Here is a 24,094-nt window from a genome sequence, read left to right as displayed (position 1 = left end):
TCTATTTTTATTATATCTTGCAGTTAATGGATGTATTAAAGGAAATGAAAGTAGTTTTAGTTAGCTTGCTTCTAACTGCATGTTTTACTTTACAAGGGCAGGAAATAGCTCCTTACTTTACAAATTATCTAAAAACCGATTATAGAGGGGAAAATTCCAACTGGGATATTACTCAGCATCCAGATGGAACTGTATATGTTGCAAACAATAAGAATCTTTTAGCTTTCAATGGAGATTTTTGGACTAAGTACAGTTTGCCTTCTAAAGGGATTTTAAGATCTGTAAATGTTATTAACGATACTTTATATTCCGGTTCTTATCATCAATTCGGCTACTGGATTAAAAATGATAAGAATGAATTACAATACACTTCCTTAAGTAATTCCATTGATCAGGAAATTTTCAATAATGATGAGATTTGGAAAATAATCCCGTTTGGTGAAGAAATTTTATTTCAATCTTTCAATAAAATATATAGGTATAATACCCAAACCAAAAGAATTCGTATTCTACCTTTTGGTAATATCTCGGCAGTTTATACTTTTTTAATTCATGATAATTTATATGTAGGCACCAAGAATAATGGTATTTACAAAATAGAGAATGATAGTATAACAAAATTGGAGTGGAGTGAACCTCTAGATAATTATACTATCCAAAGTATTGTAGATTATAAAGGCGGATTATTGATTGCTACCCAAAATAATGGCCTTTATTATTTTAAGGATACTGTTCTAAAAAAATGGTTTTTTTCTTCTATTGATGACGTGCCGTATCCGGAGATAAATAATCTAAAAATAGTAAACGAATTAGTTTGTGTTGGGACCATTAATAATGGACTCATGGTTTATAATGCTGAGGGGGTGCTGAAACATGTATATAACAAAAAGAATGGCTTAGCAAATAATACCGTTTTAAGGCAGTTTTTAGACGACCAGAATAACTTGTGGCTTGCATTGGATAATGGTTTATCTAAAGTGCTTCTAACTAAAAATGTATATGCGTATAATGATAAATCAGGATTGTTAGGAACCGTATATAGTATAGTTAAGCAAGATGAAAATCTTTTAATAGGATCTAATCATGGTGTTTTTAAGTTAAAAGGAACCCAATTGGAGTTATTAGAAGCCTCAAATGGTCATGTATGGAATCTTACCAAAGTAGGAGATGAAATTATCTGCGGACATAACAATGGCACCTATAGCATAAAAAACAATGAATTTAATTTAATAAGCAGCACCAACGGAGGTATGGGTTTTGTTAATATTTCTGGTACTGAGTATTATCTGCAACCTAATTATTCTGGAGTTACCAGATATATAAAAGTCAATGGAGTCTGGGAATCATATAGATTTGAAAATCTAGACTTTCCGGTTGGAAGCATATATTTTGATCAAGATCAACATTTGTGGGTGGATGCAGCACATAAGGGCATTTTTAAATATAAAATTTCTGATGACTTTAATGAATTGAAACTTCTCAAAAGTTTTAATGATCCAAATGTTACTTATGAGATATTTGCTATAGGTACACAAATTTTCTTGACAAAAAACAATGAAATATATAGATATGATCCACTTCATGGCGCCTTAGCGAAAGACGCTATATTAGAACAAAAGTTATATCCCTTTGCAAGTATAGCTACCATCAATAAAGAATTGTTAGTTATAAAGAATTTGAGTTCGCTTAGAATTACATCTACAACAGGTGATAATTTGTATAATTTCAATGAGGACTTAATTAATAGCCGGATCGTTAAGAATTCACCAAGTGCAAATAAAATTGATAATTCTCTTTTTTTATTTTTGGATGATGGTTTTTTACAAATCAATCCAATTAATTCTAAAAAAGAAACTGAATTCGCAAATCTATCTTTAGAAACGGTTAAAGTTAATGGCAATTCTATTTCTCTTGATAGTTCAGTTAATATTCCATTTAAGAAAAATACCATTAGCTTTAAATTTTCTAGCCATTCTCCGGGTACATTGTCTTTACCACTTTATTCTTATAAGTTAGAGGGTTACGATAAAAAGTGGTCTGTACCAAATATCACTTCTCATGTAGTTTATCAGAATCTACATCCAGGAGATTATGAATTTAAGGTAAGACAAAATAGCGCAGATGAAAGTATAGAAAAATCACTGTTTTCATTTAGTGTTTTGCAACCTTGGTATTTTAATATTTGGGCTTGGGTTGGCTATATGTTGGTTTTGATCATAATTCTGTTTCTTGTTCATTATTATAACAAAATTAAATTTAAGAGAAAGAAAAAGGTACTTGAAAAGGAATTAGACTATAAACAGAAACTGACTTTTCAAAAGCAAAATTTCGAAAATAACAGTAAAATTACCCTTTTAGAACAGGAGAAATTAAAAACCCAACTAAAATCAAAAAGCAAAGAATTAGCTTCTTACGCTGCCCTTATGGCAAAGAAAGAAGATATGTTGAATGAAATAGAAAAGGAAATATTAAAGTCAAATATTAAAAAAGAGAATAAGATGCTCTATTCAAAATTGATGAATATTAAAGAGCAACAATCAAATTCTCAAAATGATTGGGCCCTTTTTGATAGAAACTTTAATGAAGTTCATGATGATTTCTTTAAAAATTTACAGAAAAAATTTCCAGATCTTACCCCAAAAGATTTAAAAATGTGTGCTTATCTAACCATGAATCTTAGTTCCAAAGAAATTGCTCCTTTAGTTGGAATTACTTATAGAAGTGTAGAATTACATCGATATAGGTTGCGTAAGAAGTTTGATCTTCCGAAAAACAAAAATTTGGTTAAATTTTTACATAATGTCCTTTAATAGGCTACGAAAACGTTGTAATAAGTCCTCTTACACCACATCTTTTCCACATCATTGTAGCCTATACCTAAATTAATTACTTTATTTTTAATTCATAATTTACTGTAATACAAGTATTTAGGTTTACCTTTAAACTTGATGTGTTTACTTATATTGAGCAAATATTAACATTGTTGTTTCTAGTCTTAGATTTGGTATGATCTCATTGTAATTTAATGTGCCATGATCTATTTAAATCTGAAAACATTAATTCTTCAAAAATAATTGTGCTTATGAAAACAAAATTTACTTTATTATTTGTGTTGCTGAATTTGTTTTATTTTCAATTACAGGCTCAGGACCAATTAATTTCGGGAACCGTAACATCGGAGCCTGACGGAGTAACTCTTCCAGGAGTTAATGTTTTAGTAAAAGGTACTTCCAAGGGTACTATAACAGATTTTGACGGTAACTATTCTATTAGTGCAAACGAAAACGATACCTTAATATTTAGTTTTTTAGGATTCGAGACTATTGAGGAAAGTGTTGGTGCACGTAATAATATTAACATATTAATGGCAGAAAGTGCTTCCTCTTTAGGAGAAGTTGTACTTGTAGGATACGGAAGTACTAGAAAACAAGATGTAACGGGTTCTATTACCAGAATAAATGCTGAAGAACTTATTAAGCAGCCAGCCTTAACTCCAACCCAGTCTTTACAAGGTAAAGCTGCTGGAGTACAAATCATTAGCTCCGGAGCACCAGGTAGTTCACCAGTAGTGCGTATTCGCGGAACAGGGACGGTACAAGCTGGCCGTGATCCAATTTATGTCGTAGATGGAATTATAACCGATAGAATTGATAATATTAGTAGTGAAGATATTACTACTATAGATATACTTAAAGATGCATCCTCATTGGCCATTTATGGTACAAGAGGTGCTAACGGGGTTATTATCGTAACCACAAAAGCAGGGAAAATTGGTAAGATGCAGGTAGATGTTTCTTCCTATTATGGAGTTAAGGATGTGTTGAGCAAGGTTGATATGGCCAATTCCAGTTCTTTTGTTAATTTTTCTAATTTGGCATTTGGATTCCAAAGATTTGATCAAGAACAACAATATGATACAGATTGGTTTGAGGAGATTACCCGAATGGGAACTGTTACTAACCATAATGTCTCTATTAGTGGAGGTACAGAAAAAATGACCTCCTACTTTAGTGCTAACTATTTTGAAGAAGAGGGAGTATTAATTGGGAATGATTACCGCAGACTTAACTTAAGAAGCAAGGCTAGCTATAATTTGACTTCAAAATTAAAATTTGACCATAATATTTCCTTATCTCTTAACCGCTCAGTTCCAAAACCATTTTCGGCTTTTACAACAGCCTATAAACAATCCCCAATTGTGCCTGTAAGATATATCGGAGGTTCTTTTGATGGAAGATTTGGAGTGCCATTTGATAATTCCGGAGGCAGATTTAATAATGTAGGTAATGCGGTTGCGGACCTAGAGTTGAATGACGAAAAAAAGAAGAATCTAATTCTTCAAGGGAACGTTTCTGCCACCTATGATTTTACTGATTATTTGACAGGAACTGCAAGATTTGGAATTGAAAGTGGATATGGAAAATCTTACGTTTTTACTCCGAATTTAGAACAATTCCTTGCTGCAGATCCTACCAGAGAAGTTTCAGACTTTGATTCTCCTAATAGAAATACACTTAGGGTTAGGAAAGATGATTTCTATCACTGGGTATTCGATGCATTCTTGACTTTTGATAAAACATTTGTTGAAAAACATGGGGTTAAAATTACGTTAGGAACCACCGCAGAAGAGGAGCAAAATGATTTTTTAGAAGGTACTCGAAATAACGTGCCTGAAAATTCAAACCTTTTCTCACTCAATAATGGGGAGCAAGGGACAGACATTGTAAGTAATGCACTTTCAGATACAAGAAGATTGCGTTCTTATTTTGCTCGACTTAATTATGATTTTGATAATAAATATCTTTTAACTGCTACTATAAGACGTGATGGTTCTAGTGTATTTGCAAATACAGATGAAAAATGGGGTAATTTTCCATCTGTAGGAATTGGTTGGTTGGTATCTAATGAAGAATTCTTAAGTAATTCTAATTTTTTAAATACTCTTAAATTAAGAGCAAGTTGGGGACAATTGGGGAACCAAAATATTCCTTTGAACGCTTTGACTTTTAATACAGACCTAGGAGCTGTTTTTGGTCCAGATCAAGTATTAGTTCCTGGATCAACGATCACTGCGATTATAGATGAAAATGTTGGTTGGGAAGTTACAGAAGAATATGATATTGGAGTTGAATTTGCCTTTCTTGATAATAGACTTTCAGGAGAATTTGATTACTACGATAGACTAAACAAGAATGCGATCCTGCCAATTAGTTTACCTGATGCTTTTGGTGCTTCTGGACTCACTTTAACTCATGCCGGTAAGATTAGAAACAAAGGTTTGGAGTTTGCATTGCATTGGAATGATAAGATAAACGAAGATTTCAATTATCATTTTAGCGGGAATATCACGACTAATGACAATCAGCTTGAAGAAATCACTAACCCTTTTGCTTTTGAACAACAAGGTGGTAGTATTGATAATGGACAAGTAACAAAACTTTTAAGGGAAGGTCAGCCTTTGGGAAGTTTCTTTCTGCTGGAAGTTGAAGGCTTTGATGAGAGAGGAGATTTTGTCTATCGAGATTTAAATAATGATGGTGAAATTGATAACGATGACCGTCAATTTTTTGGTTCTATTCAGCCAGACATATTTTATGGTATAAGTGCAGGTTTTGATTATAAGAACTGGGATTTTAATATTGAAGGTTATGGCAACGCTGGAAGCATGGTGTACAATGGTAAAAAAGCACAGCGTTTTGGAGGAGAAAATATTGAGGCAAGTGCAGCCAACAATATATTTAGTTTTGATAACGGAACTAATATGAACCCTGCTCCATCTAATGAAGTGCCACTTTCATCTACTTACTTTTTGGAAAGCGGTGATTTCTTCAGAATTAATAATATAACTTTTGGATATACATTACCAGATGTGTTTACAGGAGTCAAAAAGATAAGGGTTTATGCCTTGGCACAGAATCCATTTATTTTCAAGGAGTTCACCGGGTTTACGCCAGAATTACCAGGGAATGGAGATCCGTTAGGGAGCTCAGGAATTGAATTGAATGCATACCCTTCTGTAAAATCCTATATCGTAGGTGTGAATTTAAATTTTTAAAAAAATCTAGCTATGAAAAATCCTATTAATATAATTATTTCCGGTGCTATATTCTTAACATTTGTAGCATGTGATGACAGTGACTTTTTGGATGTGCAACCTTCCAAGGAAACTCCAGAACAAGCCCTTTCTAGCCCTAACGCAGCAACAGAGCTGGTTAATGCTATTTATAATAAATTATTAGACTCTAATGAAAGTGCTTTTTCCTGGATAGGGGTTAGTAGTATAACAACAGATGATGCCGATAAAGGTAGCGATCCGGGTGATACGGGAGCTGACAAAGATAAGTTGGATGCCTTAACGCATACTTCTACTTCTATAACTTTCAATGAGGTTTGGGAAGCAAACTATCAAGGTATTGCCAGAGCCAATCAGGCGCTAAATTATCTTCCAGATCTAGAAATAGATGAAGACCTTAAAACTAGATTAATTGGGGAGAGCAAGTTTTTAAGAGCGGAATATTATTTTAGATTGGTTAGAATGTTTGGAGGAGTACCATTAATAAATAAAGTACCAGATATTGAAAATGAAGATGATATAAATGCTGCTTATAACAGAGTTTCAAAAGAAGATATCTATGCTTTCATCACTTCAGATCTAACCGATGCTGTAGCGAGTTTGCCTACTTCCTATTCTAGTGCAGATCTAGGTAGAGCAACTAAAGGTGCCGCATTAACGGCTTTGGCAAAAGTGAATATGTATCAGGGTAATTGGCAACAAGTGTATGATCTAACTAATGAGGTAATGGGTCTAGGTTATAGTTTAACCCCAGAATATGAAGACATCTGGAAAGAAATTGGAGAAAATAATTCAGAGTCTATCTTTGAAATCCAGGGTAGAGGAGAAACTCCAAATAAAGGAGTTCAAGGATATTTTGTTACTCAAGGTGCTAGAGGCGCTGGAGGATGGGGTTGGGGATTCAATACTCCAACCGAAGATCTTACTAATTCTTATGAAGATGGAGATAAAAGAAAAGATGCAACCATCATTTTTAGAGGAGAAACTTTATGGGATGGATTGCTAGTTGCAGAAACAGTTTCCAATCCCAGATATAATCAAAAAGCTTATGTAAGTAAAACTATGGAAACCTTTAATGGTGGGGATTGGGAGTCTAATAAAAATGTTCGGATTTTAAGATATGCTGAGGTGCTTTTAATGAATGCGGAAGCTGCTCTTAATGTGGGTGGAGATGCAAAAACTCCATTGAATTTAGTTAGAAATAGAGCAGGACTTGAAGGCTTGGACAATGTTACGATTATGGATGTTTGGAAAGAGCGCAGATGGGAACTTGCATTTGAACATGATAGATATTTTGACTTAGTTCGTCAAGGAAGAGCAGGACAAGTTTTACGTGCTCACGGAAAGAACTTTGTGGATGGTAAACATGAGTTATTTCCAATTCCACAGGCTCAAATTGACCTTAGTAAAGGTCAGTTGATGCAAAACCCAGGCTATTAATCACCATAATATTAAAACATTTAAATATTCTTAATTATTTAATGATGAAACAATCACGATTTATTTTCACACTACTTTTTGTAGGACTTATCAGTTCAGGAATTGTTTCTTGTTCTAGTAATGAGGATAATAATGTGGATAAACCAGTTCCAACAGAGCCAAATCCAAGTTTGCCATCGCAGTTAGCAGATGCTGAGTTAATGGATAAGGTGCAGGAACAAACTTTCAAATATTTTTGGGATTTTGCACATCCCGTTAGCGGTCTGGCTAGAGAAAGATCCGACCCTAGTGCCTATGGGGGCGAAAGTCCTAATATAGTTACAACAGGAGGCAGCGGGTTTGGAGTGATGGCAATAATTGTTGGTGTTGAGCGAAATTATATATCGCGTGAGGAAGCTTTACAAAGATTAAATACTATTACCAATTTTATTTTGAATGGAGATAGGTTTCATGGTGCTTTACCTCATTGGTACAACGGGAATACAGGAAAAGTAAAACCCTTTTTTACTGAAGATAATGGGGGAGATCTTGTAGAAACTTCTTTCATGATTCAAGGTTTATTAGCAGCAAGACAGTATTTTGACTTAGACAATTCCGAAGAAAAGGATTTAAGAGATAAAATTAATCTGATCTGGGATCAGGTAGAATGGGATTGGTATACAAATAATAAAAAATCGCTGACTTGGCATTGGTCTCCGGAATTTAACTTTGCCATTAATCATCAAATTCAAGGGTATAATGAAGCTCTTATAACTTATGTTTTAGCAGCATCTTCCAGAACTCATTCCATAGACCCAGATGTTTATCATAATGGATGGGCTTCTGGCAATAATTTTTCAAATGGAAGATTATACTACCAGAAATGGCAACTTCCACTAGGACCAGATTTTGGGGGACCTTTATTTTTTGCTCACTATTCCTTTTTAGGATTAAATCCTGAAGGATTAGTAGATAAGTATGCCAATTACTGGGATCAAAATAAAAATCATACTCTTATAAATAGGGAGTATAGTGTGAGAAATCCGAAAGGTTTTGAGGGATATAGTGCTACAAATTGGGGCTTGACTGCTAGTGATGATAATGAGGGTTATTCTGCACATAGTCCAACTAACGATAATGGAACTATAACGCCTACAGCAGCATTGTCTTCTATGCCATATACTCCAGATGAATCTTTGAAAGCTCTTAGAAATTTCTACTGTAATTTTGATGGAAAATTATGGGGACAATATGGATTTTATGATGCCTTTAATAAGTCCGCCAATTGGTATTCAAATCAATATTTAGCGATAGATCAAGGACCAATAATAGTTATGATAGAAAATTATAGAACAGGATTGTTATGGGATTTATTTATGTCTTGTCCTGAAGTAAAACAAGGATTAACAAAATTAGGCTTCACAAGCCCAAATATATAAGTCTTCTGGCTAAATAAGCGCTGCCTGAAGAACAATAAAATGAATAGCTTTAAAAATATAACTAACTTAAATCGTGTTGAATAATGAAAACAATTAAACTATTCCTAAGTTATATATCGATAGGTTTATTGATGTTTTTTTCCTCTTGTACTGAAGAAGAACAATTTTTTCCTTCAATAACATCGATTCCTTGCGAGCAACCGAATGTGGTTGCAGACCCTAATATTATTTCAGATTTCCAATGCCAGGCAAATGTGGTTTTAGATGGTGTTGAAGCAGTATTAAATCCAGATGAAGCAGGAGTTAATACTAGTCGCTTTGTAGGACAATATAACGATCCTTCTGCCCCATGGGATGCTTTAATTATAGATTATGGTTCTTCCATAGATCTTTCAACCTTCAATACTTTTAAAATTAAAGTTAAAACAAGTGTGGCTGGAACATTGAAAGCAAAGCTTGAAGGTGGTTCCTCTCCAGGTAAAGAAGTAGATGCTAATATTACGAATACTTCTGGATGGGTAGAATATTCATTTGATTTTAGTGATCAATTTAATCAGGATCACAGCAAGTTGGTTTTATTTTTTAATGCAGGAGTAGAAAATGACGGTTCAGACGTTTACTATATAGATGATCTTAAGTGGGTGCAAACAGCAGATCCTTGTGCAGGAGTAGTAGCAGATATGAATGTGGTAAATGATTTTGATTGTCAGAAAAATCAAGAAATTCCAGAAGTAGAACTTACCGCTAACCCTTCAAAATCTGATGTTAACAATAGTAAATTTGTTGGTAAGTACATAGATGAAGAAGGTGCTTGGGATGCAGTAATTATAGATTACGGAGAAGCAATAGATCTTGCTACGCATAATGTATTTAAGATAAAAGTTCTTGCTCCAGTCGAGGGAATTTTAAAGGCAAAGCTTGAGGGGGGAACTTCTGCAGGAATAGAGAAAGATGTTACAATAACCAAAACTGGGGAATGGGTAGAGTATTCTTACGATTTTAGTGAGCAAGCTTTGGAGAATCATACCAAAATAGTGCTATTCTTCAATGCAGGAGTAGAGACAGATGGTACTCAGGTTTATTTTATTGATGATTTAAAATTTGCAGAACTTTCTGATGCCTGTAACGGAGTAACTCCAGATCTAAGTATCATAAATGACTTTAACTGCCAACAAAACACAACAATTCCAGGTTTCATAACAGCTTCAATAGTAGAAAACCCAATGGATGGAGGCTCTAATCCAAGTGATATGGTGTTAGAAGTTATTGATAATGGAACAGAGGCTTTTGATGCCTTAATCTTTGAATCTTCTCAATCTTTTGATCTTTCAACTAAAAATTATTTTAAGATCAAGGTTCTTACAGAAAAAGCTGTGCCATTATTAGTAAAACTTGAAGGTGGTACTTCCCCAGCGAAAGAGGTTTTTGTAGATATTGATGTAGTTGGAGAATGGGCAGAATACACTGTAGATTTCACAGATCAGGCAGGCTCAGATCATAAGAAATTGGTTTTATTCTTTAATGGTGGTCAAAGTGATGGAACACCAACAGACAAATATTATATAGATGATCTAAAATTTGCAGCTTTTGATCCTTGTGATGGGGTTGCAAGCAATATGAATATCGTAAATGATTTTGAATGTCAGCAAAATTATGAGATCACCTGTTGTGTAACTACAGAAATTGTAGCTAATCCAGATGCTAGTGGGGCAAATACCAGTAGTACTGTATTAAAAGTAACAGACAACGGATTAGAAGCCTTTGACGCCTTGGTCTTTGATAGAGCGGGAGTAATAGACCTTGGCACTAAAAACAAGTTGAAGATAAAAATTTTATCTACTAGAGCTGTGCCATTATTAGCTAAGCTTGAGGGCGGATCTTCTACACCTAAAGAAGTTTTTATAGATATAAATGTAGTTGATAAATGGACAGAATATACTATTGATTTTAGTGATCAAGCTGCCGAAAATCATAAAAAGATCGTGTTTTTCTTCAATGGAGGACAGGCAGATGGTACCGCTGCAGACATTTATTATATAGATGATATTAAATGGGAGTAGTTAGATAGATCCTCTATGGATCATCATATCCATGAATAGCTAAAATTTATTATCCTTTTTTGAATTAGTAAAATATGTTGCACTTCCATAATGGGAGGGCAACATATTTTAAACTAATTGAAACAAATTCAATACATGAAAATTTACAAAGCCCTTTTAATAATTTCACTAATTCTAAATGTCTCGTGTAAGCATAAAATTGAAGAAAATAAGACACAAGCTGTAGTTGTAGATATTAATAAAACTGAAAGATTAGAAGGAGAAGCTTTATTAGATAGTGTTCAACGTCAAACTATAAAGTATTACTGGGATTTTGCTGAACCTAATTCTGGAATGGCGAGAGAGAGATATCATCCTGATGATAATTATCCTCAAAATGACAAACATATTGTAACCACAGGTGGTTCTGGTTTTGGTTTAATGGCCTTAATCGTAGGAATTGATAGAGAATTCATTCCTAGAGAAGAAGGGGTTCAACGGTTAAATAAGATAGCAGATTTTCTTGGAAAAGCCGACAGATATCATGGTGCCTGGTCTCATTGGATAAATGGTGAAACTGGAAAAACGAAACCATTTGGGAAAAAGGACAATGGTGGTGATCTTGTAGAAACTTCTTTTTTAGCACAAGGTTTTATAGTGATAAGAGAATACCTTAAAAACGGAAATGAAGAAGAAAGAGCAGTGGCAGTTAAATATGATGAGCTTTGGAATGGTATAGATTGGTACTGGTACACCAATAATAAAGATGTTTTGCATTGGCACTGGTCTCCAGAATACGCTTGGGAAATGAATTTTCCATTAGAAGGATATAACGAAACTCTAATAACTTATATACTGGCTGCAGCGTCCCCTAAGCATTCTATATCGGCAAAAACCTATCACAACGGATGGGCCAGAAATGGAAATATCAAAACCGAAAATAAAAAGTATGACCTGCCACTAATTGTAAAGCATAATGGTTCAGAAGAATTTGGAGGACCATTATTTTGGTCTCATTATTCATATTTAGGATTAAACCCGAAAGGGCTTAAAGATCAATATGCTGAGTACTGGGATTTAAATGTCAATCATTCCAAGATCAACTATTTATACTGTCTTGCTAATCCTAAAAATTATGAGGGATATGGAGAAAATGTTTGGGGTTTAACCGCAAGTTATACTAAAAATAAAGATGGTAGTATTGGTTACACCGCTCATTCCCCTACGAATGATGTAGGTGTAATCTCTCCTACTGCCGCAATAAGTTCTATTGTATACACTCCGGAAGAATCTTTAAAAGCTATGAGTTATTTCTACAATGATCTTCATGATCTAACTTGGGGTCCAGCGGGATTTTATGATGCTTTTAGCCTTGAGGAAGAAGATTGGGTGGCAGCAAAATATTTAGCTATAGATCAAGGCCCAATGGTTGTAATGATAGAGAACTACAGGTCTGGATTGATTTGGGATCTCTTTATGGGAGCTGAAGAAATTAAAACTGGATTGGATAAATTAGGATTTCAATATTAAGAATATCAATATGAAAAAATATTTGGGCTTACTTTTCATCTTCATTTATGCCTCATCGTTTTCTCAGATTTCTGAGCATTCTTTTGATGAGAAGGTAGAAATTCCTGTAAAGCTTGACTATCTGCTACATACTCCAAAAGGGTATCAAGATTCTACAGAAGACTTTGCACTTATTGTGTTTCTTCACGGAGCGGGAGAGCGTGGGACTGATCTTTCCAAAGTAGCTGCACATGGACCCTTGCAATATATTAAAGATGGCAATGAAATTAATGCGGTTATACTGGCTCCTCAATGTCCTGAAGGAGTTTACTGGCAACCACATGAAGTTGCAGCACTGGTTAATAAAGTGATTAAAGAGAACCGAATAGATGAAAGCAGAGTTTACCTCACAGGATTAAGCATGGGAGGTTATGGTGTGTGGGCTACTGGAGGAGAATATCCGGAACTTTTTGCTGCTATGGCACCAGTTTGCGGTGCAATTTATAGACCTATCTATAGAAATATATCTCATATTAAAAATATGCCTATTTGGGTTTTTCATGGAGCTTTAGATGATGTGGTGCTGCCAGAGAATAGCAACCAGATGGTGAAAACTCTTTTAGAAGCAGGGAATGACGTGAAATATACACTTTACCCTTATGCAAATCATAATAGCTGGACAGAGACTTATAATAATCCAGAATTCTATGATTGGTTATTGAGTCAGAGTAAGATTGAAAACAAATAAGCTATCATTCTCTTTTATTTAAAAAGAAAATCATAAATGAATTACACAATAAATAAGATTCCGATGTTGAAAAAGAACCTGATTTTACTAGCAATATGCGGTTGCTCTTTTGCTATGAATGCTCAAGATAATGCCAGCTCAAATAAAAGTCAAAGCATAGATTATTCAGCCTTTAAGGCAGATAAGGTCAAAATGGATAAGAAAATCGATTCCCTAATTGCCTTAATGACATTGGAAGAGAAATTGGGTCAGCTAAATTTACCTTCTTCTGGGGATATCACAACTGGCCAGTCCAAAAGTTCTGATGTTGCCACGAAAATAAAAGAGGGGAAAATAGGAGGCTTATTTAATATTAAATCTGTTGAAAAAATAAAAGAAGTTCAAAAGATCGCAGTCGAAGAGAGTCGACTTAAAATTCCCTTATTATTTGGAATGGATGTAATTCATGGTTATGAAACTACCTTTCCAATTCCTCTAGGATTGTCCACTAGTTGGGACATGCCTTTAATACAAGAAACCGCAAGAATTGCAGCACAAGAAGCAAGCGCCGATGGTATTAATTGGACATTTTCTCCTATGGTAGATATTTCGAGAGATCCAAGATGGGGACGTGTTTCTGAAGGGAATGGGGAAGATCCATATTTGGGAGGTGAAATTGCAAAAGCTATGGTTCATGGCTATCAAGGCGATGATCTAAGTAAGAATAACACTATACTTTCTACTGTTAAGCATTTTGCCTTGTATGGCGCTTCTGAAGCGGGAAGAGATTACAACACCGTGGATATGAGTAGAATACGTATGTATAACGACTATTTCCCACCATATAAAGCGGCAATAGATGCCGGAGTGGGATCGGTTATGGCTTCGTTTAATGAAGTAGATGGGATTCCTGCTACAGGGAATAAGTGGTTGCTTACAGATGTATTAAGATCTCAATGGGGTTTTTCAGGATTTTTAGTTACAGATTATACAGGAATTAATGAAATGATAGATCACGGAATGGGAGATCTACAAGCTGTTTCCGCATTAGCATTGAATGCAGGTGTAGATATGGATATGGTAGGAGAAGGTTTTGTTTCAACTCTAAAGAAATCATTAGATGAGGATAAAGTCTCCATAGAGAAAGTTGATGCTTCTGTAAGAAGGATTTTAGAGTCAAAATATGAGTTAGGTTTATTTGAAGATCCATATAGGTATATTGATGTAAATAGGGCAAAATCAGAAATATTTACTTCAGAAAATAGAGCTTTCGCTAGAAAAGTGGCCTCACAATCTATGGTCTTGTTGAAAAACGAGAACAACCTTTTGCCGATTAAAAAATCTGAGATCATTGCAGTTATTGGTCCCTTGGCAAATACCAGTGAGAATATGGCAGGAACCTGGAGTGTGGCAACCCCTCAGGATAAATCTATTTCTGTGCTTCAAGGGATTAAGGAAGTGGTTGGCAGTTCTGGTTCTGTATTATATGCAAAAGGAAGTAATCTCTCATACGATAAAGGGCTTGAAGAAAGGGGTACTATGTTTGGAAAGGAGATCCCAAGAGATGGCAGATCTGATGAGGAACTCTTAAAAGAGGCGATAGCTATTGCCTCAAAAGCAAATGTTATTATTGCAGCAATTGGTGAATCTGCAGAACTGAGTGGGGAAAGCAGTAGCCGAACAAATATTTCTATTCCTCAGGCTCAAAAAGATCTACTCCAAGCATTGCTGAAAACAGGAAAACCGGTGATCTTAGTTTTATTTAATGGGCGTCCCTTAGTTCTTACTGAAGAAAATGAAACGGTTCCTGCGATCCTAGATGTTTGGTTTGCCGGAACAGAAGCTGGTTATGCTATTGCAGATGTATTGTTTGGAGATGTAAACCCTTCAGCAAAAATCACCGCAACATTTCCTAGAAGTGTAGGTCAGATTCCAATTTATTACAGTCATAAAAACACCGGAAGACCACTTAGCAACTCAGAAGGGAAGTTTGAAAAATTCCGTTCAAATTATATAGATGAACGTAATGAACCCTTGTATCCGTTCGGTTACGGATTAAGCTATACCAACTTTAAATATGATAATTTGAAATTAAGCTCAGATCAATTAAAGGAAAATGAATCTTTAGAGGTTTCTGTGACAGTTCAAAACACAGGGAATTACGATGGGAAAGAAATTGTGCAATTGTACATAAGAGATCTCGTAGGATCTGTAACCAGACCTGTTAAACAGTTAAAGGGTTTTCAAAAGATATTCTTGAAAAAAGGGGAAACTAAAATTGTGACTTTCAAATTAACGGTAGAAGACCTAAAATTCTATAATTATGATTTGGATTTTGTTGCAGAGTCCGGAGATTTTGAGGTATTTGTTGGTACCAACTCTAATGAAACACTAAAAACTAAATTTGAGCTTGTTAAGTAATTAGCTCGTATATCCGTTTTACGTCCCGCAAGGACTTGACCAGCTTGATTCAGGGTCTCATTAATCTAGACGTACTGGGATGCTGAAACAATTCCGATAGCTATCGGAACAGCATGATGAAAAAACTAAATTTGAACTTATTAAGTAATAGGTTCGAATAAAATAAAATATATGAAAAAATTATCTTTTTTATTATTGGCGTGTTCTTTTTTCACCCTTTCAGCACAAAAGATCCAATCTCCCTCAAAAGATATACAGGTAGAATTCTCCCTAAGTACGGAAGGAGAACCTATTTATAAAGTTAATTATAAAGGCAAGGAAGTAATTAAAGCTAGTAAATTGGGTGTTTCTTTAAAAGAAGATACTTCTCTTACGAGTGGTTTCAGCCTTGTAAATAAAGAGGAAACTAATATTGATGAAACCTGGGATCCTGTATTGGGAGAGCAATCCACCATCAGAAATCGTTACAATCAGGTTAGGTTTCATTTGCTTCAAAAGGAAACCAATAAAAAATTTGATATCGTTTTTAAGGTATATGATGAAGGCGTAGCGTTTAGATATGAATTTCCGGAGGAAGATACAGTTAGATATTTTATTGTTTCTGAAGAGAATACAGAATTCAATCTTACCGGAGATCATAAAACTTTTTGGATTCCAGGAGATTATGACAGTCAGGAATATGTGTATTCTGAAACTAAGCTATCTGAAATAGACAATTCCAAATTGGATTCAAATAACGGGATCGCTCTTAAAAGTATTGAAAGCAATTATAGGGTGCAATCACCATTGATGATGAAATCTAATGATGGCTTGTATCTCAATATTTTTGAAGCTGCGGTGGTCAATTATCCTGTGATGCACTTAAATGTAGATATTGAAAATTTTCAACTTACATCGCAATTAGTTCCAAATGCACTTGGAGATAAAGCTTATTTAAGAACGCCTTCCGTTTCTCCCTGGAGAACTATTATGGTGAGTGATGATGCCCGTGATATTGTAAGTTCAAAAATGATCTTGAATCTTAATGAACCTAATAAAATTGATGATACTTCCTGGATTAAGCCAATGAAATATATTGGAATTTGGTGGGAAATGCATGTTGGTAAATCCACATGGGATTTTGCAGGGAGCCAAAATGCTCAAAATGCAGCATCTAAAGAACTTATTCCTTCTGGAAAGCATGGCGCTACTACAGAGAATACTAAAAGATATATAGATTTTGCTGCAAAACATGGTTTTGACGGGGTGTTGGTAGAAGGTTGGAATGTAGGCTGGGAAGACTGGTTTGGGAATTGGAAAGAAGATGTATTTGATTTTACCACGCCTTACCCGGATTTCAATATTAAAGAAATTTCAGAATATGCTAAATCTAAGGGAGTAAAGATGATCATGCATCATGAAACTTCTGGCTCTGTAGCAAATTATGAAAGACATCTGGATAGAGCTTTCGATCTAATGAAAAAATATGATTACCCGGCAGTGAAGTCAGGTTACGTAGGTAAGATTATCCCAAGAGGTGAATATCATGACGGGCAAACAATGGTGAATCATTTTAATTTTGTTGCAGAACGAGCTGCAGATTATAAGATCATGGTGAATTCTCACGAAAGTGTTCGCCCCACAGGATATAGCAGAACGTATCCTAATTATATTGCAGCAGAAGCTGCACGAGGAAATGAATTTAATGCATGGAGTTCCGGTAACGATCCAAAGCATGAAACCATTTTACCGTTTACAAGATTGCTGGGAGGTGCTATGGATTATACTCCGGGGATCTTCGAGATAAAGATGAATATTTATGACCCAAGCAAGACAGAACAAGTACATACCACTCTAGCTAAACAACTGGCTTTATATGTCACTATGTACTCGCCTTTACAAATGGCTGCAGATTTACCAGAGAATTACGAGAGATATCTGGATGCTTTTCAATTTATAAAAGATGTACCGGCAGATTGGCAAGAATCCATATATCTTGAAGCCGAACCAGGGGATTATCTAACTGTTGTAAGAAAAGATAAAAACTCGGAGGCTTGGTTCTTAGGTGCGATCACCGATGAAAATTCAAGAAAAACAGAAATAAAACTTGATTTCTTATCTCCAGACAAAAAATACAAAGCTATTATCTACCAAGATGGAAAAGATGCCGATTGGAAAGCTAATCCAAAGAGCTATTCCATAAAAGAGCAAACAGTTACAAGTAAATCAAAACTAAAACTCAGTTTGGCGGCTGGAGGTGGAACGGCTATTAGTATAGTGCCAATTAATTAAAATAAAAGCAAAACTGAATTATGAAAAAATTTCTGCTTCTTATATCACTTGTGTTCATTTTTTCATGTGGGGATAGTGAAATTAAATCAACATCACAGAAATCCGATGAAGTTGAAGTAAAACAAGGTTTTACTGCTTATTGTAACCCTATAGATATAGACTATTCTTACATGTCTCATTACGCCTTCAGAAATGTGAGTTACAGGAGCGGGGCAGATCCTTCTGTAGTTCGTTATAAAGACGGGTATTATATGTTTGTAACCCGTTCTCATGGATATTGGTTTTCCAAAGACATGTCTAATTGGGAATTCATAGAGCCACAAAGCTGGTATTTTAATGGTTCTAATGCTCCTGCAGCTTGGGCGACAGAAGATGAGATCTTGGTGATAGGAGATCCTTCCGGCGTAAACGCATTAATTAAAACCGACAATCCCAAATTAGGAGATTGGCAAACCACCTATAGTGTAATTCCACATACTCTTCATGATCCTGCGATCTTTGTAGACGATGATAAACGGGTATATGTTTACGAAGGTTCTTCCAACTTATTTCCAATTAAGGGATTGGAATTGGATCCAAATAACAACTACGTGCCAATTGGAGAACCGGTAGATCTAATAACATTACACCCAGATGAACATGGTTGGGAACGTTTTGGAAATAACCACGATTCAGATGTAAAACCATTTATTGAAGGACCTTGGATGACGAAGCATAACGGTAAATATTATTTGCAATACGCGGCTCCCGGAACACAGTGGAATGTTTATGCAGATGGGGTATATGTAGGGGATAGTCCTTTGGGACCGTTTACTTATGCTGAATACAATCCTATCTCCTACAAACCGGGAGGATTTTTAAACGGCGCCGGTCATGGAAGTACGGTTCAAGATTTTAATGGAAATTATTGGCATTATGCAACGATGCCAATCTCTGTAAACTATAAATTTGAACGCCGAATTGGCATGTACCCTGCAGGATTCGAAGAGGATGGGCAGATGTACGTAAATACAGCTTATGGAGATTACCCGCATTATTTACCAGATGCAAAAGTAGATAATCACAAAAATCGCTTTACAGGATGGATGTTATTATCATATAACAAGTCTGTTGAAACTAATGCTCCTTTAGCAACGCTTCATGCTAAAACAATCGAAGAGACTGAACAAGGATATACGCCCGAAAAGCTGGAGGAGAATTATGATATTTCCAAGCTTACCGATGAAAATATCCGATCTTTTTGGGTTTCTGAACAGAATAATGATTCCATTTATTTCACAGTAGATCTGGGAAGTAAAATGACTTTAAAAGCCACTCAAATCAATTTTCACGACGTAAATGCTGAGGTATTTGGCCGTCCGGATAATTTGAAACATCAGTTTATAATTGAAGCTTCAACAGATAAGAAAAATTGGAAAATTGCAGCCGATTATTCCAAAAATCAAAGAGATCAACCTCATGCTTTTATTCAATTTGAGAAAGAAATAGAAGCAAGGTATGTTAGATATAAACATGTGTTTTGTTCCAATAAATATTTAGCAATTTCAGAATTCAGGGTTTTTGGAATAGGTTCAGGTAAAAAACCATCTAAGCCAGAAAACTTTGCAGTGAAAAGAGAGAGTGATAGAAGAAATGCCACTTTAAATTGGGAGAGCATAGACAATACTCAAGGCTATGTGCTGTATTGGGGTATTAAACCAGACAGGCTTAATAATTCTGTGCTGATTTATGATAAAAATAACTACGAACTAAAAGCTTTAAATGTAGCTACAGAATACTTTTTTCAGGTAGAAGCCTTTAATGAAAATGGGATTTCAGAAAAGAGTGATGTTATAGGTGGTAATTAGAATCTTTAAAATATTATACGTCATGCTTATTCAGGTTTTTTTGTAGAAGATAATACCATCTCGTCACCCTGAACTTGTTCCAGGGTCGCATCTAATGGAAGCTGAAACTAGTTCTTGATGGTGTGAGTGTTCCATTGTCATCCTGAGCCTGTCGAAGGATCTCAGTGAAATCGGATCTTACTTGAGATACTTTTTATCACCAGGAATTCAAGAATATTTTTTTAAAAAGCTCAATATGATTACGAAACTGAATATAGCTGGTTACGTAATTATTGGCACAAAAGCGAAGATCATTCAGTTTAAGCCAGAACTTCGGATTCTATTTCCTTTAAAATCCCATCCCATAAAGTTATTCTACTCTTAAGAGCATTTTCAGCAACCTCTTTTACCTCGTTTATTTTTATTGGGTCATTTTCACATAATTCCTCCACCATTTTAAAAGCCATTGGACCATGCTCATCTGCATCTAGCTCTATATGTCGGTCAAAATAATATTTAAATAGTTTAAGATCTTCTTCAGGGAATTGCTGTTGAATATTATTAATTATAGAAGTGAACATATTTGGAATTAATCCTTCACGACCAAATGTAAATGCTGCTGCAACTTTATGAAGATCTCCTTGTGAAATGGTTCCAAAAGTAAACAGTAAAAAATGTTTAATGCTTGCTGGTAAGTCACTTACCGCGATCACTAAAAAAATATCTGTACCATGAGCTACATGAAGCAGAAAATCTTCCATTTTCTTTAGATCGGCACCGCTGCCTCTCATTGCTTCCAGATACATTTCAAAGTGACTCTGTCGTTTTCCTTGAATATTAAGGTCGGTTTCCTCTGCCAGTACTATTTCATTAATAAGATATCTTATTTCGGGATTTCCAACAGGCATCCATGGAGTGGTCGTTTTTGTTAGATTGTTCTGTAAATATTTTAACAGCGACATAAAATCCCACACGGCAAATACATGATGCTCCATGAAACATCGCAAATGTTCTGGTCTTGTTATCTTACTGTATAAGGGATGATTTAATAATTGATTTGTATAAGGTTCTAAGGTTTTATTTAGCTCTTGTATCATGTGCTTTCTTTCATTTTGCAAAACTACTCAGCAAATCAGGATTTATAAAGCGATTGCCTCGGTTTTGTCTTATTTTAACATACTACTAAATTTTAACTTCAATTTCAATTTTTTGTACTAAAAAAGGGTGACTAATATAATAGCCACCCATATATTATGATCTTTATTATATTTTTTTAGTTAAAAGCTGGAATTCCAGTAATATCCATTCCGGTAATTAATAAATGAATATCATGAGTTCCCTCGTAGGTGATTACACTTTCAAGATTCATCATATGTCGCATGATGCTATAATCACCTGTAATTCCCATAGCACCTAATACTTGTCTAGCTTCTCTGGCGACTTTTAGGGCCATATCTACATTATTCCTTTTAGCCATCGAAATTTGAGCTGAGGTTGCTTTTCCTTCATTTCTTAGAACTCCCAACCTCCATGCTAATAACTGTGCTTTGGTGATCTCGGTGATCATTTCGGCTAGTTTCTTTTGTTGCAATTGGAAACTGGCAATTGGTTTTCCAAATTGAACGCGCTCCTTAGAATATCTAAGAGCAGTATCGTAGCAATCCATCGCTGCTCCAATTGCTCCCCATGCAATTCCAAATCTTGCAGAATCTAAGCAACCAAGCGGTGCTCCTAATCCAGATTTATTTGGAAGTAAGTTTTCCTTAGGGATTTTCACGTTATCAAATATCAATTCTCCCGTAGCACTTGCACGAAGAGACCATTTATTATGTGTCTCTGGCGTAGAGAAGCCTTCCATTCCGCGTTCAACGATAAGCCCGTGGATTCTACCTTCTTCATTTTTAGCCCAAACCACAGCGATATCTGCGAAAGGAGAGTTGGAGATCCAAAGTTTGGCTCCATTCAATAAATAATGATCTCCTTTATCTTTAAAATTTGTTACCATTCCACTTGGATTAGATCCGTGATCTGGTTCGGTAAGTCCAAAACAACCCATGAATTCTCCTGAAGCTAATTTTGGCAAATATTTCTTGCGTTGCTCTTCGCTTCCATATTTGTAAATTGGATACATAACTAAGGAAGACTGAACAGATGCTGTAGATCTAACTCCACTGTCTCCACGCTCAATTTCCTGCATAATAAGTCCGTAGGCGATCTGGTCAAGACCAGCTCCCCCGTATTCTTCAGGGATATAAGGTCCAAAAGCACCAATTTCAGCAAGACCTTTAATAATAGATTTAGGAAATTTAGCGTCTTGTGCTGCTTCTTCTATAATAGGAGATACATCTCGCTTTACCCATTCACGAGCAGCGTCACGTACCATTTTATGTTCTTCGGTTAAAAGATCGTCTAGATTGTAATAATCTGGAGCTTGGAATAAATCTGGTTTCATTGGTTATGATTTTGTAAACAAAAATAACCAACCCGCTATTAGCAAGCAATTTAAAAAGCTTATAATTTAAGGTAAAACGGAGCTACCATTTTTTTGTATTCCGGAGTGTAGTTGTGTCTGCTTTCTTCTAGGATCAACAAATCTTTTTCTATTTCCTTCTGAAGGAATTGAAAAGTAATCAAGCTGCGTTTTACTTTTGCAGTTTTAGTCCCTTTTACTTCAGTGATCTTGTTTGGGTATAGATTGTTTGCAGCAGCAATTTCTACCACAGTAGTTTCTTCTTCTTTTGGGATCACAATGCTCAAAATTCCATTTTCTGAAAGTAATTGTGACACGCCATGTAATAGTTCTTCAAATGGAAGTGATGCCTGCAATCTGGCAGTTTCTCTGGAAGTTGTAATTTCTGAAGCTGAGTTATTGGTAAAGAAAGGTGGATTACTTACTATAAGATCATATTTTTCTTCCTGCATTTCTTCAACAAACTCGTCGAAGGCCGCGTGATAACAGAACAATCGATCTCCCCATGGACTATTTTCAAAATTATCTACAGCTTGCTCATAAGCGTCTTCATCGATCTCCAGAGCATCTATGGTTTCGGCAAAGCTACGTTGTGCGAGCATTAATGCAATAATCCCGGTTCCTGTTCCAATATCAAGAATAGAATTAACTTCAGAAGAAATAGGAGTCCAAGCACCAATTAAGACAGCATCTGTACCAATTTTCATGGCGCATTTGTCTTGAGAAATACTAAATTCTTTAAATCGAAAAGGGGTTTCCAAAATGGATTAGTCTAAGTAAAGATCTATAAGACCTTCTGGAGTTTTAACAAAAATAATCTTATTCTTCTTGTCTAGTTTTTCTATGAACTCATCGTTCAAAGGGATAAGAACCTGTTTCCCATTCTTGTCTATTTCAAACAAAGATTGTGAGGTACTATCATTTATAGCGGTGATCTTTCCAACGGTACCATAATTCACATCTTCTACAGTGAAACCAATTATCTCGTGAAAGTAGAATTTGTCACCATCTAATTCTGGAAGTTGATTAAGAGGAAGGTATACAGCACATTTCATGATGTCTTCTGCATCCTCTTCTGTATCTACATCTTCAAATTTTACTCGTAGTAAGGTGCTTCGGTGAAGCCCGCTTCTTTCAATAAAAAATGGAACCAAGTTTTCGTTGTATTCAACGAAAACCGATTCCATTCCTGTGTATTCTTCAGGTTCATCGGTATCAAGTTTAATTAATACCTCCCCTTTAAAACTAAACTTACTAACGATCTTTCCTAAATAGAAACATTCTTCTTTAAGCATCGCTAGAAATTTAAATTAAGCTTCTTTATTCTCTTCAGATGAGGCTTCAGTAGCTTCAACTTCAGTTTCTTCAGTCGCAGCTTCAGCGTCAGCGGCTGCAGTTTCAGCTTCTGCTGATGCTGCCATACGTTTAGCGTTCACTTCTTTTTCTGCATCTAGAGCTTTATTCTTAGCATCTTGTTGTGCTTTAGTTAAAGACTCTTCCTTAGAAGAAACAGTTCCTTCTTTTTCTTCTAACCAAGTTTTGAATTTCTCTTCAGCTTGGTCTTCAGTTAATGCTCCTTTTCTAACTCCACCTGCAAGGTGATTTTTAAGAAGGGCACCTTTGTAAGAAAGGATTGCACGAGCCGTATCTGTTGGTTGTGCACCATTTTGTAACCATTTTACAGCACCATCTACATCTAATTCAATAGTTGCAGGGTTAGTATTTGGATTGTAGATACCAATTTTCTCAAGGTATTTTCCATCTCTTTTTGCGCGGGTATCCGCAGCAATAATCCAGTAAAAAGGTTTTCCTTTTTTACCGTGTCTTTGTAATCTAATTTTTACAGGCATAATAAATTAATTAGTGAGGTTCACGACCTCTATTATTAATAAGTCTGCAA

General features: G+C 35.3%; 15 protein-coding genes. 10 read left to right on the top strand and 5 right to left on the bottom strand.

Going from position 1 to position 24,094, the window contains the following annotated elements; genetic code table 11:
* Positions 1-26 precede the first annotated feature (26 nt).
* From I130_RS03980 to I130_RS03935, 10 genes are all read left to right on the top strand, one after another.
* Positions 27-2,810, top strand: a complete 2,784-nt coding sequence (locus I130_RS03980) for a triple tyrosine motif-containing protein (protein ID WP_034919721.1) — start codon at positions 27-29, stop codon at positions 2,808-2,810.
* 272 nt (positions 2,811-3,082) lie between these two features.
* The gene (locus I130_RS03975; protein ID WP_034920473.1) at positions 3,083-6,055 is read left to right on the top strand and encodes a SusC/RagA family TonB-linked outer membrane protein; all 2,973 of its coding nucleotides are present in this window, start codon (positions 3,083-3,085) and stop codon (positions 6,053-6,055) included.
* A 12-nt stretch (positions 6,056-6,067) separates the two neighbouring features.
* Positions 6,068-7,513 (top strand): RagB/SusD family nutrient uptake outer membrane protein, encoded by a 1,446-nt coding sequence (locus tag I130_RS03970; RefSeq protein ID WP_034919720.1) that lies wholly within the window; start codon positions 6,068-6,070, stop codon positions 7,511-7,513.
* A 44-nt stretch (positions 7,514-7,557) separates the two neighbouring features.
* Complete coding sequence (locus I130_RS03965; protein WP_051119623.1) at positions 7,558-8,931, top strand: glucoamylase family protein; 1,374 nt, start codon at positions 7,558-7,560, stop codon at positions 8,929-8,931.
* An 83-nt stretch (positions 8,932-9,014) separates the two neighbouring features.
* Positions 9,015-10,991 (top strand): hypothetical protein, encoded by a 1,977-nt coding sequence (locus I130_RS03960; protein ID WP_157480497.1) that lies wholly within the window; start codon positions 9,015-9,017, stop codon positions 10,989-10,991.
* 135 nt (positions 10,992-11,126) lie between these two features.
* Entirely contained in the window at positions 11,127-12,500 is a 1,374-nt protein-coding gene (locus I130_RS03955) for a glucoamylase family protein (protein WP_034919718.1), read from the top strand.
* A 10-nt stretch (positions 12,501-12,510) separates the two neighbouring features.
* Positions 12,511-13,227, top strand: coding sequence for a prolyl oligopeptidase family serine peptidase (locus tag I130_RS03950; RefSeq protein WP_034919717.1), 717 nt, complete (start codon positions 12,511-12,513; stop codon positions 13,225-13,227).
* 114 nt (positions 13,228-13,341) lie between these two features.
* Positions 13,342-15,627: a beta-glucosidase BglX gene (gene bglX, locus I130_RS03945; protein WP_083932859.1), complete on the top strand. Its 2,286-nt coding sequence runs from the start codon at positions 13,342-13,344 to the stop codon at positions 15,625-15,627.
* 171 nt (positions 15,628-15,798) lie between these two features.
* Complete coding sequence (locus tag I130_RS03940; protein ID WP_034919716.1) at positions 15,799-17,898, top strand: glycoside hydrolase family 97 protein; 2,100 nt, start codon at positions 15,799-15,801, stop codon at positions 17,896-17,898.
* A 20-nt stretch (positions 17,899-17,918) separates the two neighbouring features.
* On the top strand, positions 17,919-19,745 hold the full coding sequence (locus I130_RS03935; protein ID WP_034919715.1) for a family 43 glycosylhydrolase: 1,827 nt from the start codon (positions 17,919-17,921) through the stop codon (positions 19,743-19,745).
* Between the two features lie 299 nt (positions 19,746-20,044).
* On the opposite strand, the gene I130_RS03930 is transcribed toward I130_RS03935, so the two are convergent.
* The 5 genes from I130_RS03930 to I130_RS03910 all read right to left on the bottom strand — a co-directional run bounded on the left by I130_RS03930 (position 20,045) and on the right by I130_RS03910 (position 24,044).
* Positions 20,045-20,821 (bottom strand): DUF3050 domain-containing protein, encoded by a 777-nt coding sequence (locus I130_RS03930; RefSeq protein ID WP_034919714.1) that lies wholly within the window; start codon positions 20,819-20,821, stop codon positions 20,045-20,047.
* A gap of 176 nt (positions 20,822-20,997) precedes the next feature.
* Entirely contained in the window at positions 20,998-22,176 is a 1,179-nt protein-coding gene (locus tag I130_RS03925; RefSeq protein WP_034919713.1) for an acyl-CoA dehydrogenase family protein, read from the bottom strand.
* A 59-nt stretch (positions 22,177-22,235) separates the two neighbouring features.
* Positions 22,236-22,955: a tRNA1(Val) (adenine(37)-N6)-methyltransferase gene (locus I130_RS03920; RefSeq protein WP_034919712.1), complete on the bottom strand. Its 720-nt coding sequence runs from the start codon at positions 22,953-22,955 to the stop codon at positions 22,236-22,238.
* 6 nt (positions 22,956-22,961) lie between these two features.
* Positions 22,962-23,489: a ribosome maturation factor RimM gene (gene rimM / locus I130_RS03915; protein ID WP_034919711.1), complete on the bottom strand. Its 528-nt coding sequence runs from the start codon at positions 23,487-23,489 to the stop codon at positions 22,962-22,964.
* Positions 23,490-23,504: 15 nt separating this feature from the next.
* Positions 23,505-24,044 (bottom strand): 30S ribosomal protein S16, encoded by a 540-nt coding sequence (locus I130_RS03910; protein WP_034919710.1) that lies wholly within the window; start codon positions 24,042-24,044, stop codon positions 23,505-23,507.
* Positions 24,045-24,094 lie beyond the last annotated feature (50 nt).

Origin of the sequence: Gillisia sp. CAL575 (genome assembly GCF_000403785.1) — a bacterium.
GTDB lineage: Bacteria > Bacteroidota > Bacteroidia > Flavobacteriales > Flavobacteriaceae > Gillisia.
Note: the sequence above shows the minus strand (reverse complement) of the source record. Positions and strands in the feature narration are given on the sequence as shown.

Coding starts and splice junctions, on each gene's coding strand:
- I130_RS03980 (WP_034919721.1), top strand. CDS start 27: ATGGATGTATTAAAGGAAATGAAAGTAGTTTTAGTTAGCTTGCTTCTA.
- I130_RS03975 (WP_034920473.1), top strand. CDS start 3,083: ATGAAAACAAAATTTACTTTATTATTTGTGTTGCTGAATTTGTTTTAT.
- I130_RS03970 (WP_034919720.1), top strand. CDS start 6,068: ATGAAAAATCCTATTAATATAATTATTTCCGGTGCTATATTCTTAACA.
- I130_RS03965 (WP_051119623.1), top strand. CDS start 7,558: ATGAAACAATCACGATTTATTTTCACACTACTTTTTGTAGGACTTATC.
- I130_RS03960 (WP_157480497.1), top strand. CDS start 9,015: ATGAAAACAATTAAACTATTCCTAAGTTATATATCGATAGGTTTATTG.
- I130_RS03955 (WP_034919718.1), top strand. CDS start 11,127: ATGAAAATTTACAAAGCCCTTTTAATAATTTCACTAATTCTAAATGTC.
- I130_RS03950 (WP_034919717.1), top strand. CDS start 12,511: ATGAAAAAATATTTGGGCTTACTTTTCATCTTCATTTATGCCTCATCG.
- bglX (WP_083932859.1), top strand. CDS start 13,342: ATGAATGCTCAAGATAATGCCAGCTCAAATAAAAGTCAAAGCATAGAT.
- I130_RS03940 (WP_034919716.1), top strand. CDS start 15,799: ATGAAAAAATTATCTTTTTTATTATTGGCGTGTTCTTTTTTCACCCTT.
- I130_RS03935 (WP_034919715.1), top strand. CDS start 17,919: ATGAAAAAATTTCTGCTTCTTATATCACTTGTGTTCATTTTTTCATGT.
- I130_RS03930 (WP_034919714.1), bottom strand. CDS start 20,821: ATGATACAAGAGCTAAATAAAACCTTAGAACCTTATACAAATCAATTA.
- I130_RS03925 (WP_034919713.1), bottom strand. CDS start 22,176: ATGAAACCAGATTTATTCCAAGCTCCAGATTATTACAATCTAGACGAT.
- rimM (WP_034919711.1), bottom strand. CDS start 23,489: ATGCTTAAAGAAGAATGTTTCTATTTAGGAAAGATCGTTAGTAAGTTT.
- I130_RS03910 (WP_034919710.1), bottom strand. CDS start 24,044: ATGCCTGTAAAAATTAGATTACAAAGACACGGTAAAAAAGGAAAACCT.